The organism is Algoriphagus boritolerans DSM 17298 = JCM 18970 (assembly GCF_900108085.1).
GTDB classification, from domain to species: Bacteria; Bacteroidota; Bacteroidia; order Cytophagales; family Cyclobacteriaceae; genus Algoriphagus; species Algoriphagus boritolerans.
Genome location: NZ_FNVR01000002.1, coordinates 82,128 through 97,025, shown reverse-complemented (window position 1 = coordinate 97,025; position 14,898 = coordinate 82,128). Strand labels below are relative to the sequence as shown.

The window sequence follows — 14,898 nt, the reverse complement described above, 5'->3', positions numbered from 1 at the left end:
ATGGACACTATTCAAGAATCCGTCACTTCGCTAAAACAAGCTTGGGAAAAGCTCAAGCTTACTGAACCTTCATTGAGAATCAGAGATGCTGCTGCCAAACTTGGAACCAGTGAAGCCGAATTGCTGGCTACAGGAATCGGCGAAAACGTGATCCGCCTGAGTGATCAGTTTGAAGAACAAATGCTGGAATTCCCAAAACTTGGTCGAGTGATGGCTTTGACCAGAAGTGAAGGTTGTGTGTTGGAGCATAAGGGTCCCTTTCAAAAAATTGAAATGCACCAGGCAGGTCCACACAAGATCGCCACTGTCATTGGTCCGATTGAGCAGCGCGTATTTTTTGCAGGTTGGAAGTTTGGTTTTGCGGTGACGACAGCCACTCCGAGAGGCACCATGAAGAGTCTTCAGTATTTTGACAAAGAAGGAGAAGCAATTCTGAAAGTCTATCTTCAGGACAACTCCAATAATGAAGCTTATGAAGCGATTGTGAAACTTTATACAGCAGCAGATCAAAGTGCAGAATTGGAATTGGAAACTTTTCCCACTCCTGAGTACACGACACGAGAAGAGCTGGACTTTGAGGGCTTCAGGTCTGACTGGGAAAATATGAAAGACACCCACGACTTCTTTGGCATGCTGCGCAAATACAAACTGAATCGACTGGATGCTGTCAAATGGATCGATGACAAATGGGCGTATCCTGTAGATCGACTTTCCGCCCGGATTGTGGTAGAAAAAGCAGCCGAAACCCAATTGCCGATCATGATTTTCGCAGGTAACAAAGGAAACATCCAAATCCATCAGGGAAAAGTGCGCACGATCCGTCAATTGGGCGATTGGTTGAATGTCCTCGACCCGGATTTCAACATGCACCTGAATGAAAATGTGGTAGATTCTGCCTATGTAGTTCATAAAAATACAGAAGACGGACTGGTTTCGGCTTTGGAGCTTTTTGATAAAAGCGGAGAAATGGTGGCCCAGTTTTTTGGCCTGAGAAAGCCGGGTTTACCTCAAAAGCCTGAGTGGAAAACTTTATTGGATAGACTCAATTAAAATTCTCTACCGGGATGACCTATCCCGCAAAAATTTTGACCCAATGTTTAGAATTAATCTAATTAAATTATCCATTTTACTCTCCTTTTTCTTCTCCCATCCAGTTTTGGCAGCGGTGGAAAACCCCAAGCAAATACTAGATGAGGATGGCAAGCCTATTCCTAATGCTACCATTCAGGTAAGAGGTGCTGCGCCGGTATTGGTTGATAAGGAAGGGAAAGTCACAGCGAATTTACCCGAAGGAGAATCCATTCTGATCTTTGCCTTAGGGTATGAGTCGCTGCAGATTTCCCGGGAAGATTGGTTGGCGAAGGAAGTATTTATCCTCAAAGAAAAATCAGGATCACTGCAGGAAGTGGTGGTCGCAGCCACCCGGACTGATCGAACGGTCGAGGATCTCCCACTTCCAGTAACTGTACTAAATGAAAAAGCTATTCAGGAAACCGGTGGAATCAGGCTCTCAGAAATCCTTCGTGAACAGACCGGTCTTCAAATCGAAGGCGATCATGGGGCAGGACTCCAGATGCAGGGTTTGGATTCGGATTACATTTTGATCCTTTTGGATGGTGAACCGCTTATCGGAAGAACTGCGGGTACGTTTGACCTGGATCGGATTTCGGTTTCCAATATTGAGCGGATTGAAATACTCAGAGGTCCATCCAGTGCCATCTATGGCAGTGAAGCAATGGCTGGGGTCGTCAATATCATAACTAAATCCACGGAGGAAGAGACCAGACTGGATTTGGGACTTCGTCATCGCTCCTTCAATTCCTGGAATCCCTATGCGGATTTAGGCTTTTCCAAAGGAAAATGGAGCACCAAACTCTTCTATGATTACATGAGAACTGACGGTTATGATCTGACTCCGGAGGCAGTTGGTCAAACTCAAAATCCTTATGATGCACATACCGCACAGTTAAAAATTAATGGGGAAATTCATCAGAATTGGGACCTGAGTTTATTCGGGAGAGCTTATGTAGAGAATTCATCCGGCTTCCTGGAAACTGCAAGTTCATCAGGACGTGAACTTTTGAGTTTAGACAATTCAAGGAGAGATTTCCATTTCAATCCGACTCTGCGCTTTAAGCCAAACTCCAAAATCCTGATGACACTTCGGGGAATGAGTTCTTGGTTTTCGACAGTGTCTGATACCCGATTTGAATCCGATGGACAGGCTTTTGACTTTCAGGATTTCAATCAATTTTACCACCGAACAGAGTTTCAAACTGATTATCAAATCAAGGAAAACCAATTGTTGACCCTTGGAATGGGCCATCTAATCGAAACGGTCGAAGCCACGCGATATGATGAAAACAACCGATTTGATGCCGGTTACCTTTTTCTACAGCATCAGTGGGATCCGGGTACCAAGACCAACATCATTTCAGGCTTTCGTGCTGACCGCCACAGTGAATATGCAAGTAGAATAAGCCCAAAAATCTCGGGCCAATATCGATTTTCAGAGAATTTCAGTTGGCAAGCCTCGCTTGGAGCAGGCTTTAAAGCGCCAGATTTCCGGCAGCTTTTGCTGAATTTCAACAATGCTGCTGCAGGATATTATGTCTTCGGCTCTACACTAGCACAGGAAGGAATTGAAAAACTTCAAAATGAAGGGCTGGTAGCCAGAATCCTTTTGGATCCGGCGACACTGGGAGATCTTAAAGCGGAATCATCGTGGGCCTTAAATACTGGTCTTAGATGGAAACTTAATCCAAGACTGATGTGGGTAGCCAACGCCTATAGAAATCACATCAATGACCTCATAGAAACAGCACCCATTGCGCAGCTGGTTACCGGCCAGAATGCTTTTTCCTATTTCAATATCTCACAGGTGGTCACCCAAGGGATCGAAACCGACCTGAGCTTCCAAGCGACCAGCAACCTCCAATTGAGTCTGGGTTATGCCTTTCTGGATACTCAGGATGCTACGGTGCTGGATCAAATAGATGCCGGAGAGATCTTCAAGCGGGATGATCAAAACCGAACAAGCCGTGTAGTCAGAAGCGATTATGGAGGACTTTTCAATCGCAGCAGACACAGTGGAAATATCAAGGTTAATTATAGAGAAAACCGCACAGGCATTGACTTAGCAGTGAGGGCCATCTTCCGAGGCAAATTTGGCTTCGCAGATCTCAATGGAAATCTCATTTTGGACGATGAAAGCGAATACGCTCCCGGCTGGATGAGCTTGAATCTCACCGCTTCCAAAACTCTCGAAAATGGGGTTTTCCTTGAAGTGGGGGGCACAAATCTGAATAACACCCAAACTACTTTCCAACCTACAAATCCAGGCAGAGTGCTATTTGCCGGTCTAAAAATTCCTTTTGCAAACTTTATTCAAACCAAATAATACAATGAAAACTACTCTAAAACTCAGTTTTATCACACTCCTTTCAGCTTCTATCTTCGCTTGCGCAGAGGATACACCCGAACCTATCGTACCACTTGAAGCAATATTGGTAGAAGACCTTGCAGCTCCAAATGATGTCATCAACCGCAATACAGGAGAAGTCACAGAAGTTCGTCCATTTCAGTTTTTCAGCCTGGAAGAAAATGCGCTTGTTGAGGAAACCGAAGATTGGGATCTAGCTTTCAAAGGAACCACTATCCGAGTGAATGCTACAAAAAACGTGACTGCAGCTGTAGTCACCGGAATATTTGATGAAATAGCTGAGGTTCCTACTTCTGCAACATTTGCTACAGACTCAGGAGAATCCTTTGCTATCCCAACCGGCAGTGGCAACGGCTGGTATAATTATAATTCAGCCACATTCACAGTCACGCCGATTCCTGGCAGAGTATTATTAGTAAAAACAACCCATGGTAATTATGCGAAAATTGAGATTCTGAGCTACTACAAGGGAAATCCTCCCGCTGCTGAGATTGATCCAATGAGCACCCCAAGTGCACACTACACGTTCAGATATATCCTACAGCCAAACGGAACTACAACATTTTAGTCAATATGGATAATTTTTTAAGCTGGGTAAACAGGAGCGCTTCGGCGCTCCATTTTTTTTATAAGATTCGCTTCGCAAAAAGAAAAGCCCCGGACCAATAGCGATTGCTCAGGTAGTCTTCAGTCACGCCAAGGGAGGTGGAAGCGTGAATAAACCGGATATCTCCATTGTTCACCTCAGTGACTATTCCGGAGTGAGTGACTTGATTTTTTCGTTTGCTAGTCGCAAAAAACAAAAGGTCTCCAGGCTGTACCTGATTCAGATTTACCTTTTGCCCAAGCTTACTTTGATCAGCAGACATCCGGGGAAGATTGATCCCCACTGCATAATATGAGTGAAAAACCAAGGCTGAACAGTCTATCCCTGCGCGAGTAGTTCCTCCAAAACGGTATGGAGTCCCCCGATAAGTTTTGGCAGTTTCGATTACGGTAAAGGCCGGATTGTCCTTTGCTGCCTTTTTAGACTTACAGCTCTGGGCAAAGACAATTCCCAGAAAGAGAAAAATGGGAAGGAATTTTAAAAAAGCTTTCTGAACAGGCAATGGAATACTTTTTTGGTCTTTCAAGTTTAAGGGGTACAGCTGGTTTTACCAAAGTTTTAAAGGATTGCTAAAGATGTTTTTTTAAAGTGATTATCGTCACAGAATTGAGGATCCCCTCCATTTTACATTTGTATCAAAATTCAGAAACAATACTTAATAACTATGAATATTCAACAGTTCTATGACGAAGGATTAGCCCATGCAAGCTATGCCATCCTGAGTGAAGGCAAAGTCGCTCTGGTGGATCCGGGCCGGAATCCTCAGCAGTATTCTGATTTTGCGCAAGCAACTAATGCCAAAATCGTAGCTGTAATCGAAACTCATCCCCATGCAGATTTTGTAAGCTCGCACCTGGAATTTCACAAAAATGAGGATGCCAAAATCTACGTATCCAGACTAGTCGGAGCAGAATACCCGCATGTCGGGTTTGATGAAGGAGATTCATTCCACCTTGGAAACGTGACCTTGCATGCCCTACATACTCCTGGCCATTCGCCTGATTCGATCAGCATTTTGCTAAAAGATGAAAACGGAAAAGACCATGCACTTTTCTCTGGAGATACACTTTTCATCGGTGATCTAGGACGACCTGACCTGAGAGAAAAAGCCGGAAACCTGACCGCACAGCGGGAGGAATTGGCAAAAATGATGTACCACACCGTACAGAATAAACTGAAGCCCTTGGCCGATGATGTCCTGGTATTCCCCGCCCATGGCGCAGGTTCACTCTGTGGCAAAAATCTCAGCGATGCACGTCAGTCTACGATCGGCGAACAGCGAGCAACCAACTGGGCCTTCAATGATCTGGACGAAAAAACCTTCATTGATTCTTTACTTCAAGGTCAGCCCTACATTCCAAAATACTTTGGATATGATGTGGACATGAACAAAAAAGGCGCTCCTGCCTATCAGCGATCCATTTCTCAAGTGAGCATTTGGCCAGAGGGATCTACTTTGCCTACGGATGCTTTGGTAATCGATACCAGAAACAAGGTTGATTTCGCTGCTGGACACATTGCCGGAGCAATCCATATCATGAACGGAGGCAAATTTGAAACCTGGCTTGGCTCAATCGTCGGACCAGAAGAAAAATTCTTTTTGGTAGCAGGCTCATCCACAGAGTTGGAGATTTTGATCGCCAAAGCTGCAAAAATCGGTTATGAGCAACTGATCAAAGGTGCTGTCGTCAATCCGGCCGAAATGACCGAAAAAGGTATTTCATTTGACTTGGAAGCATTCAAAGCAAATAAAGGGCACTATACCATCGTTGATATCAGAAGTAGAGATGAGCATGCCACGGCACCGATTTTCGAAGAAGCGATCAATATTCCGCTTCAGGAATTAAGGGAAAGAGCCAAAGAAATACCTACTGGAAAACCAATAGTAGTGCATTGTGCAGGCGGTTATAGATCTGCCGCAGGATCAAGTATTGTTTCAAGGGAATTGAAAGAAACCAAAGTATTAGACCTCAGCGAGGCAATCAAAGAGTTTCAACTGATTGCTCACTAATCAGGAAATAGAAAAGTTGTCACACCCAAACCTCCGGCCCAAACCGGAGGTTTTTTGTTTACCGGAGTAAGGTGATCAGTCGCCATCTTGGAATGGCTTTATTCTCCTAATGAAGTTTTGAACTTGCTTTTTATCAATTTCACGATCAATAAGCTGAACCAATTTGTCTAAATTGGGGTCTTTGTCGAGTAACAAAACAGGTATGAGTCGAGAAGAATTTAGCGTTTTACCTATCCATCTAAAAATCAGAACCCTCTTTATCGAGGGTACTTTTGTGGTGGGCATTCGCTATTACCAACATAAGGTGAATCTCTATTTGCTTGATAATGAATACGTCGAAGTCTTCTACAATCACAAACTGGACAAAATCGATCAAATCGAATACCTACAGCGGGATCATAGCCGGATGAAGTTCTACTTGGATCAGATTAAAATTGTAAATTGAGTTAGGGAAAAGCTAACAATCAACATCTTGGATAAAAAAGCCCTTAAAAAGCTTCAAGAATAGTAAATAAAAAATTAATCGAGATCCCTCGAAAATCCTACTTTCAAATCGTTGATTGGGAAAAATACAGTGGCATCCTTCCAAAAATACCAATCTCTGAAATCGAAAAAGAAATCGCTGAATTGAGAAATTGGGAACAGTGATTTGGGATACTAATTCAACCATTTTTTTTCTTCGAGATCTACTTCCTGAGTCGTCAAAATTCTTTCTGATTCAAGAACTTAAGTGAAGCAAACCTCATTTTTCAAAAATCTCTAAATTGAAAAGGGAAACTTTGATTCCCCTGAACATTCTTCTCAAAAGAGTAAATACTCCGGAGAGAAGGATTGGGTATTTACAAAAAGAGAATTACTGCAAGCATTCAATGGCTTTGTTTAAGCTCCTCTTGGCTTGGTCTCCAAATCTTTCTGACTCTTATTATTAAACTCATTTTCAGTATGTTATTTCATTTTTTATTAAATTATGGGGAACCAAAACCCAAAATAAAATGAACGCTATCACTAAAATCGAACATTGGGCGGAATCTCATCATCCCAACTGGATTGACATCATTCGCATCGCACTCGGACTCACCATCCTTTACAAAGGGATTCTGTTTATCTCAAATACAGCTGCCTTGTTACAATTGATGGAGCGCGCAGACTTACAGTTTGTTCATTTAGGAATCGCCCATTACGTAGCCTTTGCACATTTGGTAGGTGGAATTTTGATTGCACTGGGTCTGGTTACCCGAATTGCAATCCTTTTCCAGCTCCCGATCCTTCTCGTAGCAGTTTTCCTGGTCAATGTAAAGCAGGGTTTCTTTACCGTTTCGAATAATTTAGAGTTTGAACTCTCCCTGATCGTATTGATTCTTTTGATCGTATTCCTAATTTACGGTTCCGGAAAATGGTCGATAGATCATTGGATGAAAATGCATCCCAACGAATAGCGTACACTTAATCGATTGACAAAAATTATCATAAAAAAAGGCTCCAAATTGGAGCCTTTCATCTTCTTAAGTGAAGAACTTCAACCGAATCACTTCCTGCTCGGTAAGGAAGCGGTAGTGACCCCGCTTTAGATCTTTCTTATCCAAACCGGCATAAATTACCCGGTCCAGCGCAGTGACTTCATAGCCCAAATGAGCAAAAAGTCTTCTGACGATTCTATTTCTGCCGATGTGGATTTCCAGTCCCAAAATCGTCCGGTCCAAGGAAAGGACCTGCATATCATCTACAGTCACATCACCATCCTCGAGTGTCAAACCCGCTCTGATTTCCAGTTCATGATTTTGAGTCAGAGGCTTGTCCAAAGTCACCTGATAGATCTTTTTCACTTCATTGGAAGGATGTGATAGCTTGGCAGTCAATTCACCGTCATTGGTAAACAGTAGCAGCCCAGTCGTATTTCTATCCAGTCTACCCACAGGAAAAATGCGCTCCTCACAGGCATTCCCCACTAAGTTCATCACAGTCTTACGCTCCATCGGATCATCTGTCGTAGTGATGAAATCTTTGGGTTTGTTCAGCAACAGGTAAACCGGCTTTTCGGGATTGATTTTCTTGCCTTGATAGATTACCCGATCCGATTTCTTGACTTTGTAACCCATCTCAGTGATCACCTGACCATTGACGGAAATCAAGCCTTTGGCAATCAGATCATCGGCTTCTCTTCGTCCACAGATGCCTGAGTTTGAAATGTATTTATTCAACCGAAGTGAATCGGTTTCTTCCTTGCCTTTTACCTTTCTGGCGGGTAGGGCATCGAAATTGTAATCCGGTCTTTCGATATCCAGTTCCTGACGATTGGGTCGGTTTTTTCCAAAGCCTCGCTTCTCAGCTGGTTTTTCCTCGTTGAATTTGGGTTTTTCCGGTGCAAAAACAGGCTTTTGGTCACGTCCTCTTCCTTTGTAGACCAGTCGCTCTCCATGTTCTTTTGGAGTCTGATCTTCAGAAAAATCCTTTTTGAAGAAAGGCTTTTCTGTTCTTGGTTTGGATTCGTTTCCAAAATCCTTGGAGTCCGAATCCCGTTTTGGAAAGCGGTCTAATTTATCACCGTAAGTCTTCTTAGGAGAATCAGATTGGTCACGTTTTTCGAATTTCTTTCCTGTAAAACCTTCTTTTTTGAATCTGCCTGGCTTATCGCCAAAAGATTTCTTGGGATAGTCTGCTCCGTCTTTTTTCTCAAACTTCTTTTTGAATCCCTCGCCTTTGTCAAATCGCTTTTCCCCAAATGACTTCCTTTCGGAATCTCCCGCACCATACGACTTTCCATAACTTGACTTTTCTCCGCTCTTTTCCTCAGAATTAAAAAATCTTCCTTTCGGCTTGTCACCAAAGGACGATTTGTAATCAGGCTTTTTACCAAAGGATTTCTTTCCATAGGAATCCTCTTTTTTACCATAGGAAGGCTTGGAATCATCCCGCTTTCCATATGACGGTTTGCTAAAAGAATCGTCCCTTTTACCGTAAGATGGCTTGGAATCGTCTCTTTTTCCATAGGAAGGCTTACTGTATGAGTCTTCCTTCTTTCCGAAGAATTTCCCTTTTGAGGAAAATTCACCCTCTCCTTTATCGAAGCGGGATCCGCTTGATGAAAAATCTGATTTTCCGGATGATCTTGGCGCACCGGAATCTTTGCGCTCGTCGTTAAAAAACGGCTTTCTTGAGTTGTTTTTTTTCATAGTATGCAGCATCACTGCTGTAGTTTGTTGTGAAGAATAGGGTGTCAAAGCTGAAACGCCCATTCGGGGTGCAAAGATACACCCTAAGTGTTGATATTCAGTATGCTTCCCGAAATATTCTTAAGGATTACGCTTTACTTTTGTAATAATATTCTGTTGCCTTGCGAACTGAGCCTTGGGAAAGCAATAAATCATTGGCAGTTTGGTAATCCACACCTGTGGCTTCCATGATCATTTTGGTCCCGCGATCCACCAATTTGGCATTGGAGAGTTGCATATCGACCATCTTATTGCCTTTCACCCGGCCGAGCTTTATCATGACCGTGGTAGAAATCATATTCAATACCAGCTTTTGGGCGGTTCCGGATTTCATGCGTGTACTGCCCGTGACAAACTCCGGACCTACTACTACTTCGATGGGGTGTGCTACTTCTCTTGCCAATAGAGAATCGGTGTTGCATGTGATGCAGGCGGTAAGCAAACCCTTCTGACGGGCAGTTTTGACCCCTCCGATGACATAAGGGGTCGAACCGGAGGCTGCAATTCCAATTACCGTATCCAACTCAGAGAATCCGTATTCCTGAATATCCTTCCAGGCCATCTCGGGATCATCCTCGGCGTTTTCCACTGCTTTACGAATGGCAGCATCTCCACCAGCAATAAATCCTATTACCCAGTCATGGGGAACCCCATAAGTTGGCGGACACTCAGAAGCATCCAAAATTCCCAGCCTGCCACTAGTTCCCGCTCCGATATAGAATAATCTTCCTCCTTCCCTCATCCTGGGAACGATCTGATCGACCAGTGCAGCGATCACAGGAATTTTATCTTTTACGGCAGGAGCTACTTTATGGTCTTCTGCATTGATGTTTTGAAGAAGCTCGGTAGTTCCCATTTTCTCCAGATTCTCATAATTGGAGCTGCTTTCGGTGACCTTCGTCATAGTAGTTCTTGGTGGTAAAGTGTCAGTCCTGCGATGGGGCTCTCGATGATCATATTTACACTTATTCCGGCATCCGCCGCAGCTTTTCTCAAGATATCACTGTTGTAATAGGCAATAGACCCGACAAAGTTTACAGGCTTATTCCGATAATCCTGATACTTAAAAATATGCTTTTTAAAGAAGTCCATAAACGAGTTGTAAAACAATCCATAGCAATAAGGATCAGCTTTATTTTCTGTAATAAACCGGCAAAAACTTGCCATATACCGACTGGGGAAAGGCTGTCGGTAAACATGATCCTGAATGATATTCTGGGTGATATGAAACCGATCAATAGCGGCTTTTCGGATTTTATCCGGCATTTCTTCGTGAATAAAATCCATCAAAAACTGCCTTCCCACATAGCAGCCTCCACCTTCATCGCCCAAAATATAGCCGGCCGCCGGGCGCGTGGCAATGATCTCTTTGCCATCGTAATCACAGCTATTGGAGCCGGTGCCCAAGATACACGCGATCCCGGAGTGATGCCCGCATGTGGCATGCGCCGCAGCTGCCAAATCATGATCTACCTGGATTTGGGCATGATGAAAAATAGTCTCAAGGGCACTTGAAACTTCGGCTTTACGTTCAGAAGAAGAACATCCTGCTCCATAGAAGTAAATCTCCTCGATTTCCGTTTCGAGATTTACCAGGAAATCGTTCCGCATCTGAATTGCCATCTCCTCCGAAGTCATGTAATAGGGATTGAAACCTACTCCACGATGTTGACTGATTTTTCCGTCGTGATGGATGACCCTCCAGTCTGTCTTACTGGAACCGCTGTCTGCAATTAATATCATATCAGGTAAGTTGACCAATGGCCATAAACTTTTCAAACACTTTTTCGGTGTGAGGGGCATCTGCGAGTTCATCGGTAAGATCCTGTCCTGCCCAATGCTCATAGTGCATCCCTTTTTTCCAAAGCTTGGAAATCGACACGTCATAAATGATCCCTTTGTAAGCTACCCAAATTTCAGGTCGGTCTTGCCCATTTCTCAGCGCAAGTTGTTGCTTGGTATAGTGCTTCATCAGAACAACTTAATCTGTGCATTGATCCAACGCTCAGGAATTTCGCCCTTTTGTGCCAATTGATAGTCTGAGTAGCTACAGGGTACAGTACTCACGCGATCAAATCGATTTGTTTCGTTGTGCGGAATTTCCATCCACCATTTTCCGCTTCGTTTGCTTTTATAAAAAACCAATGCATTGGGCTTAGTATCCAATGAAACGGTGTATTTGATGTAATCCGCACTTTTGAAAGAAAGACTGTCTTTTCTTGAGTAAAATCCCTCAATAAAATACCAAATCATCACCGCCGCGACTTTGGCAGACTTGTTATTCGCATCATCGTAATAAGGATCATAGCCATACAGACCAATGGAGCTCAACTTTTCATTCATTCCGGCAAACCAAAATATCTGGCAAGCCTCCTCGGAGGTCAAGCCAAAAGGCTGAGCATCCACTGCACCCGGTGCATCAGCGGATTGTATGGCACATAGATCAAAACTCAACAAATCAGCATCTCTTATCAATGGCTCGGTCTCTTTGAAATTATCCCTTACCTGACCCAATCTGACATGGTCAAAGTAGAGCTTTTCCATTACATTGATAAGCGTAGGATCGACCAGGAAGCTTTGATATGCCAAATGGGTATAAGAAAACAGGAAATTTGGTTGATGGAGAACGATCTCTTGGGTATGCCGGTCGTCTTCGGGACCCAGCTCCTCCATATCGACTTTTGCGTCGATTGTCACCAAACTAACCAGTTTTTTCATTTTTTGATAGGACAAGTATTGTCCATAGTCCAAATCATGTGATCCTCCGAAAAAAACAGGCAAAATTTGTTGCTTCATCAGGGCCTCTCCGACTTGGCGGATATTCTGATAGGTGTCATTCAATGTGGCACCGGATATCAAATCACCCAAATCGGCTATCCGATAAGGCACAAGGCTTTTTTTGAGGAAATAGAGCTTTTCACGGATTTCAGAACTTCCCCTTTCAATACTTTCTGACTGTTTTGCTCCCCGGTTTTCTTTGATCCCAACCAAGGCGATTTGCATGCCCTTGAGGTCGGGGAAATTTTCACCATGGACATGAATTTGATTGTAAAAAGAGTTTTCCGGGTATTTTTTCTCCTGAAGAAAATCAGCGATAGGCTCAAAAAAGGTTTGAATGTTCATAGGGTGGGGTTGTGATTTTAAAAATAATCAAAAATGGTACTAAACTAAAAAATCCCGCCGAGGCGGGATTATTTTAAATTTTATCCTCCGAAATCATCGAAGCGGATATTTTCCTTTGGAATTCCCAAATCATCGAGAAGCTTCAAAATTGCCGCGTTCATCAATGGAGGACCGCAGAGGTAATATTCGATTTCATCTGGCTCGGGATGATTTTTGAGGTAATTGTCATACATCACCTGATGAATGAATCCCAAATAGCCGTCCCCGTCCCCGTCGAGCGAAGCTTTCACTTTCCAGTTATCTTCAGGAAGCGGTTCTGATAACGCGACATAGAATTGGAAGTTGGGGAATTTTTTTTCTATATCTCTAAATTGGGGAATGTAGAAAAGTTCTTTTTTAGATCTACCTCCATACCAATAAGATACTTTGCGGGTAGTTTTTTCGGTATGGAAAAGATGAAAAATGTGCGAACGCAACGGTGCCATTCCCGCTCCACCACCGATGTAGATCATCTCTCTTTCGGTTGGATTGATGTGGAATTCACCGTATGGACCTGAAATAGTCACGACATCCCCTGGCTTTCTACTGAATACGTAAGAAGAACAAACACCCGGATTCACATCCATCCATCTGTTATTTGCACGATCCCAAGGCGGAGTCGCAATTCGGATAGTTAACATGACAATATTACCTTCTGCGGGGTGATTGGCCATCGAATATGCCCGGAACAGGGGCTCGTCATTTTTCATGACTAAGCTCCAAAGCCCGAATTTATCCCAATCACTCCTGTAGACATCAGCAGGGTGACCCAAGTCAGGATGTGGGGTAATGTCCATACCCTTAAAATCCACCGTAATGGCTGGGACATCTATCTGAATGTATCCCCCTGGTTCAAAGTGGAGTGTTTCTCCCTCAGGCAATTTCACTTTGAATTCTTTGATGAACGTGGAAACGTTGTAATTTGAGACAACTTCACAATCCCACTTTTTAATACCAAAGATTTCTTCAGGCACGCGGATTTTCATGTCCTGCTTTACCTTCACTTGACAGGCAAGTCTGACTTTTCCCTGCTGCTCAGCCCGGCTTAGGTGACCGACTTCAGTTGGAAGCACATCTCCTCCCCCATCTTCTACGACGCACTTACACATGGCACAGGTACCTCCTCCACCGCAGGCAGAGGGAAGAAAAATCTTTTGACCTCCCAAGGTAGAAAGCAAGCTTGAACCTGCAGAGGCGATGATTGGATTACTCTCGTCTCCATTAATAATGATCTTCACATCTCCGGAGTTCACCAGCTTTGACTGTGCGAAGAGGAGAATAAATACCAGTAGCAGAATAATGATGGTAAACGCTACAATGGAAGTAATAATTACAGAACCCATGAAATCTTGGTTTTATTTATTCGTATGGATTGAACCCCTTAAGGGTGCACAAATATATTTATTAATCCAGAAAACTGGCCAAATACGTGTTCAAATTTGGCTTGAAAGTGGATGTAATTTGATGAGATAACTGATTAATTGTTCAGGAGGTTTAGCAAAGTGGTCAATCGCGATTTCAACTGTCGGCGATCGATGATGAAATCCAGAAATCCGTGTTCCAACACAAACTCTGAACTTTGGAAACCCTTTGGCAAATCTTTACCGATAGTCTCTCTGATCACCCTTGGACCCGCAAAACCGATGAGTGCTTCCGGCTCAGCTATGTTAAAATCCCCCAACATGGCGTAAGATGCGGTCACACCCCCTGTGGTCGGATCAGTCATGAGTGATATATAAGGTACGGCAGCTTGATCCAGAAGCGCTAGCTTAGCTGAGGTTTTTGCCATTTGCATCAAAGAAAAACCTGCCTCCATCATTCTGGCACCGCCGGATTTGGAAATCATCAAGAATGGGACTTTATGCTTCAGCGAGTAATCTATTGCCCGGGCGATTTTTTCTCCTACCACCGAACCCATTGATCCTCCGATGAAATTGAAGTCCATACAGGCTATGACAATCTCCAATCCATTCATTTTGCCATGGGCCGTCCGAACAGCATCATTCAACTCGGTTTTCTTAATTGTTTCCTCAATTCTGGAGGAATAAGGCTTGGTATCGGAGAAATTCAATGGATCACCAGACTTCATGTTTGGGTCAAGCTCGGTGAATTTATTGTTGTCAAAAAGAATCTCAAAATATTCTTTGGAACCGATTTTCACATGAAAATCATCATCAGGACAGACGAACGCATTGTTTTTGAGCTCTCTGGTATGAATAATATTTCCGTTTGGTGTCTTAAACCAAAGCCCATCGGGAGCATCTTTCTTTTCAGCGGTAGAAGTTTTGATGCCTTTATCTTTTCTTTTAAACCAAGCCATAGAGAATTAGATCAACATTTTGACAAGTTAAAGGACGCAAATTTAGGCCTATTATCCATTAAATAAAACCTTCTTTCGCTTCAGTTGGATTATTCCTTACTTATGTCCATCTGCAGTTTGAGATGTCTAGTCCCTTTAAGGAAATTC

The 14,898-nt window shown here is 43.3% G+C and carries 14 protein-coding genes; 6 read left to right on the top strand and 8 right to left on the bottom strand.

Annotated features, from left to right (window positions below; all coding sequences use genetic code 11):
- The 3 genes from C4S61_RS02490 to C4S61_RS02480 are packed head-to-tail and all read left to right on the top strand — an operon-like array spanning nt 1 to nt 4,010.
- Nucleotides 1-1,050, top strand: coding sequence for a hemin-degrading factor (locus tag C4S61_RS02490; RefSeq protein WP_103923224.1), 1,050 nt, complete (start codon nt 1-3; stop codon nt 1,048-1,050).
- A gap of 43 nt (nt 1,051-1,093) precedes the next feature.
- Entirely contained in the window at nt 1,094-3,400 is a 2,307-nt protein-coding gene (locus C4S61_RS02485; RefSeq protein WP_103923223.1) for a TonB-dependent receptor, read from the top strand.
- A gap of 4 nt (nt 3,401-3,404) precedes the next feature.
- Nucleotides 3,405-4,010, top strand: coding sequence for an HmuY family protein (locus tag C4S61_RS02480; RefSeq protein WP_103923222.1), 606 nt, complete (start codon nt 3,405-3,407; stop codon nt 4,008-4,010).
- 58 nt (nt 4,011-4,068) lie between these two features.
- Here C4S61_RS02480 and C4S61_RS02475 read toward each other — a convergent pair whose 3' ends face one another.
- On the bottom strand, nt 4,069-4,575 hold the full coding sequence (locus tag C4S61_RS02475; protein ID WP_235009770.1) for a C40 family peptidase: 507 nt from the start codon (nt 4,573-4,575) through the stop codon (nt 4,069-4,071).
- Nucleotides 4,576-4,713: 138 nt separating this feature from the next.
- Between C4S61_RS02475 and C4S61_RS02470 the strand changes: the two genes are divergently transcribed.
- The 3 genes from C4S61_RS02470 to C4S61_RS02455 all read left to right on the top strand — a co-directional run bounded on the left by C4S61_RS02470 (nt 4,714) and on the right by C4S61_RS02455 (nt 7,496).
- Nucleotides 4,714-6,060 (top strand): MBL fold metallo-hydrolase, encoded by a 1,347-nt coding sequence (locus tag C4S61_RS02470; RefSeq protein ID WP_103923221.1) that lies wholly within the window; start codon nt 4,714-4,716, stop codon nt 6,058-6,060.
- A gap of 202 nt (nt 6,061-6,262) precedes the next feature.
- On the top strand, nt 6,263-6,505 hold the full coding sequence (locus C4S61_RS02465) for a hypothetical protein (protein ID WP_103923220.1): 243 nt from the start codon (nt 6,263-6,265) through the stop codon (nt 6,503-6,505).
- Nucleotides 6,506-7,052: 547 nt separating this feature from the next.
- Nucleotides 7,053-7,496, top strand: coding sequence for a DoxX family protein (locus C4S61_RS02455; RefSeq protein WP_103923218.1), 444 nt, complete (start codon nt 7,053-7,055; stop codon nt 7,494-7,496).
- A gap of 66 nt (nt 7,497-7,562) precedes the next feature.
- On the opposite strand, the gene C4S61_RS22535 is transcribed toward C4S61_RS02455, so the two are convergent.
- The 7 genes from C4S61_RS22535 to accD form a co-directional block, all read right to left on the bottom strand.
- Nucleotides 7,563-9,242: a pseudouridine synthase gene (locus C4S61_RS22535; RefSeq protein ID WP_317046038.1), complete on the bottom strand. Its 1,680-nt coding sequence runs from the start codon at nt 9,240-9,242 to the stop codon at nt 7,563-7,565.
- 115 nt (nt 9,243-9,357) lie between these two features.
- Nucleotides 9,358-10,173 (bottom strand): N-acetylmuramic acid 6-phosphate etherase, encoded by an 816-nt coding sequence (murQ, locus tag C4S61_RS02445; RefSeq protein ID WP_103923217.1) that lies wholly within the window; start codon nt 10,171-10,173, stop codon nt 9,358-9,360.
- Nucleotides 10,170-11,012: an N-acetylglucosamine kinase gene (locus tag C4S61_RS02440; protein ID WP_103923216.1), complete on the bottom strand. Its 843-nt coding sequence runs from the start codon at nt 11,010-11,012 to the stop codon at nt 10,170-10,172. Before C4S61_RS02440 ends, murQ begins: the two co-directional genes overlap by 4 nt.
- A 1-nt stretch (nt 11,013) precedes the next feature.
- Nucleotides 11,014-11,241 (bottom strand): cytochrome b5 domain-containing protein, encoded by a 228-nt coding sequence (locus C4S61_RS02435; protein WP_103923215.1) that lies wholly within the window; start codon nt 11,239-11,241, stop codon nt 11,014-11,016.
- Nucleotides 11,241-12,392, bottom strand: coding sequence for a formimidoylglutamase (locus tag C4S61_RS02430; RefSeq protein WP_103923214.1), 1,152 nt, complete (start codon nt 12,390-12,392; stop codon nt 11,241-11,243). The genes C4S61_RS02435 and C4S61_RS02430 overlap by 1 nt, the downstream gene beginning before the upstream one ends.
- Before the next feature lie 80 nt (nt 12,393-12,472).
- Nucleotides 12,473-13,774, bottom strand: a complete 1,302-nt coding sequence (gene nqrF / locus C4S61_RS02425) for an NADH:ubiquinone reductase (Na(+)-transporting) subunit F (protein WP_103923213.1) — start codon at nt 13,772-13,774, stop codon at nt 12,473-12,475.
- Nucleotides 13,775-13,908: 134 nt separating this feature from the next.
- On the bottom strand, nt 13,909-14,751 hold the full coding sequence (accD, locus tag C4S61_RS02420) for an acetyl-CoA carboxylase, carboxyltransferase subunit beta (RefSeq protein ID WP_103923212.1): 843 nt from the start codon (nt 14,749-14,751) through the stop codon (nt 13,909-13,911).
- Nucleotides 14,752-14,898: the final 147 nt, after the last annotated feature.

What these genes read in the sequence shown, in the direction of transcription:
- C4S61_RS02490 (WP_103923224.1), top strand. Translation starts at nt 1, where the DNA reads ATGGACACTATTCAAGAATCCGTCACTTCGCTAAAACAAGCTTGGGAA.
- C4S61_RS02485 (WP_103923223.1), top strand. Translation starts at nt 1,094, where the DNA reads ATGTTTAGAATTAATCTAATTAAATTATCCATTTTACTCTCCTTTTTC.
- C4S61_RS02480 (WP_103923222.1), top strand. Translation starts at nt 3,405, where the DNA reads ATGAAAACTACTCTAAAACTCAGTTTTATCACACTCCTTTCAGCTTCT.
- C4S61_RS02470 (WP_103923221.1), top strand. Translation starts at nt 4,714, where the DNA reads ATGAATATTCAACAGTTCTATGACGAAGGATTAGCCCATGCAAGCTAT.
- C4S61_RS02465 (WP_103923220.1), top strand. Translation starts at nt 6,263, where the DNA reads ATGAGTCGAGAAGAATTTAGCGTTTTACCTATCCATCTAAAAATCAGA.
- C4S61_RS02455 (WP_103923218.1), top strand. Translation starts at nt 7,053, where the DNA reads ATGAACGCTATCACTAAAATCGAACATTGGGCGGAATCTCATCATCCC.
- C4S61_RS22535 (WP_317046038.1), bottom strand. Translation starts at nt 9,242, where the DNA reads ATGCTGCATACTATGAAAAAAAACAACTCAAGAAAGCCGTTTTTTAAC.
- murQ (WP_103923217.1), bottom strand. Translation starts at nt 10,173, where the DNA reads ATGACGAAGGTCACCGAAAGCAGCTCCAATTATGAGAATCTGGAGAAA.
- C4S61_RS02440 (WP_103923216.1), bottom strand. Translation starts at nt 11,012, where the DNA reads ATGATATTAATTGCAGACAGCGGTTCCAGTAAGACAGACTGGAGGGTC.
- C4S61_RS02435 (WP_103923215.1), bottom strand. Translation starts at nt 11,241, where the DNA reads ATGAAGCACTATACCAAGCAACAACTTGCGCTGAGAAATGGGCAAGAC.
- C4S61_RS02430 (WP_103923214.1), bottom strand. Translation starts at nt 12,392, where the DNA reads ATGAACATTCAAACCTTTTTTGAGCCTATCGCTGATTTTCTTCAGGAG.
- nqrF (WP_103923213.1), bottom strand. Translation starts at nt 13,774, where the DNA reads ATGGGTTCTGTAATTATTACTTCCATTGTAGCGTTTACCATCATTATT.
- accD (WP_103923212.1), bottom strand. Translation starts at nt 14,751, where the DNA reads ATGGCTTGGTTTAAAAGAAAAGATAAAGGCATCAAAACTTCTACCGCT.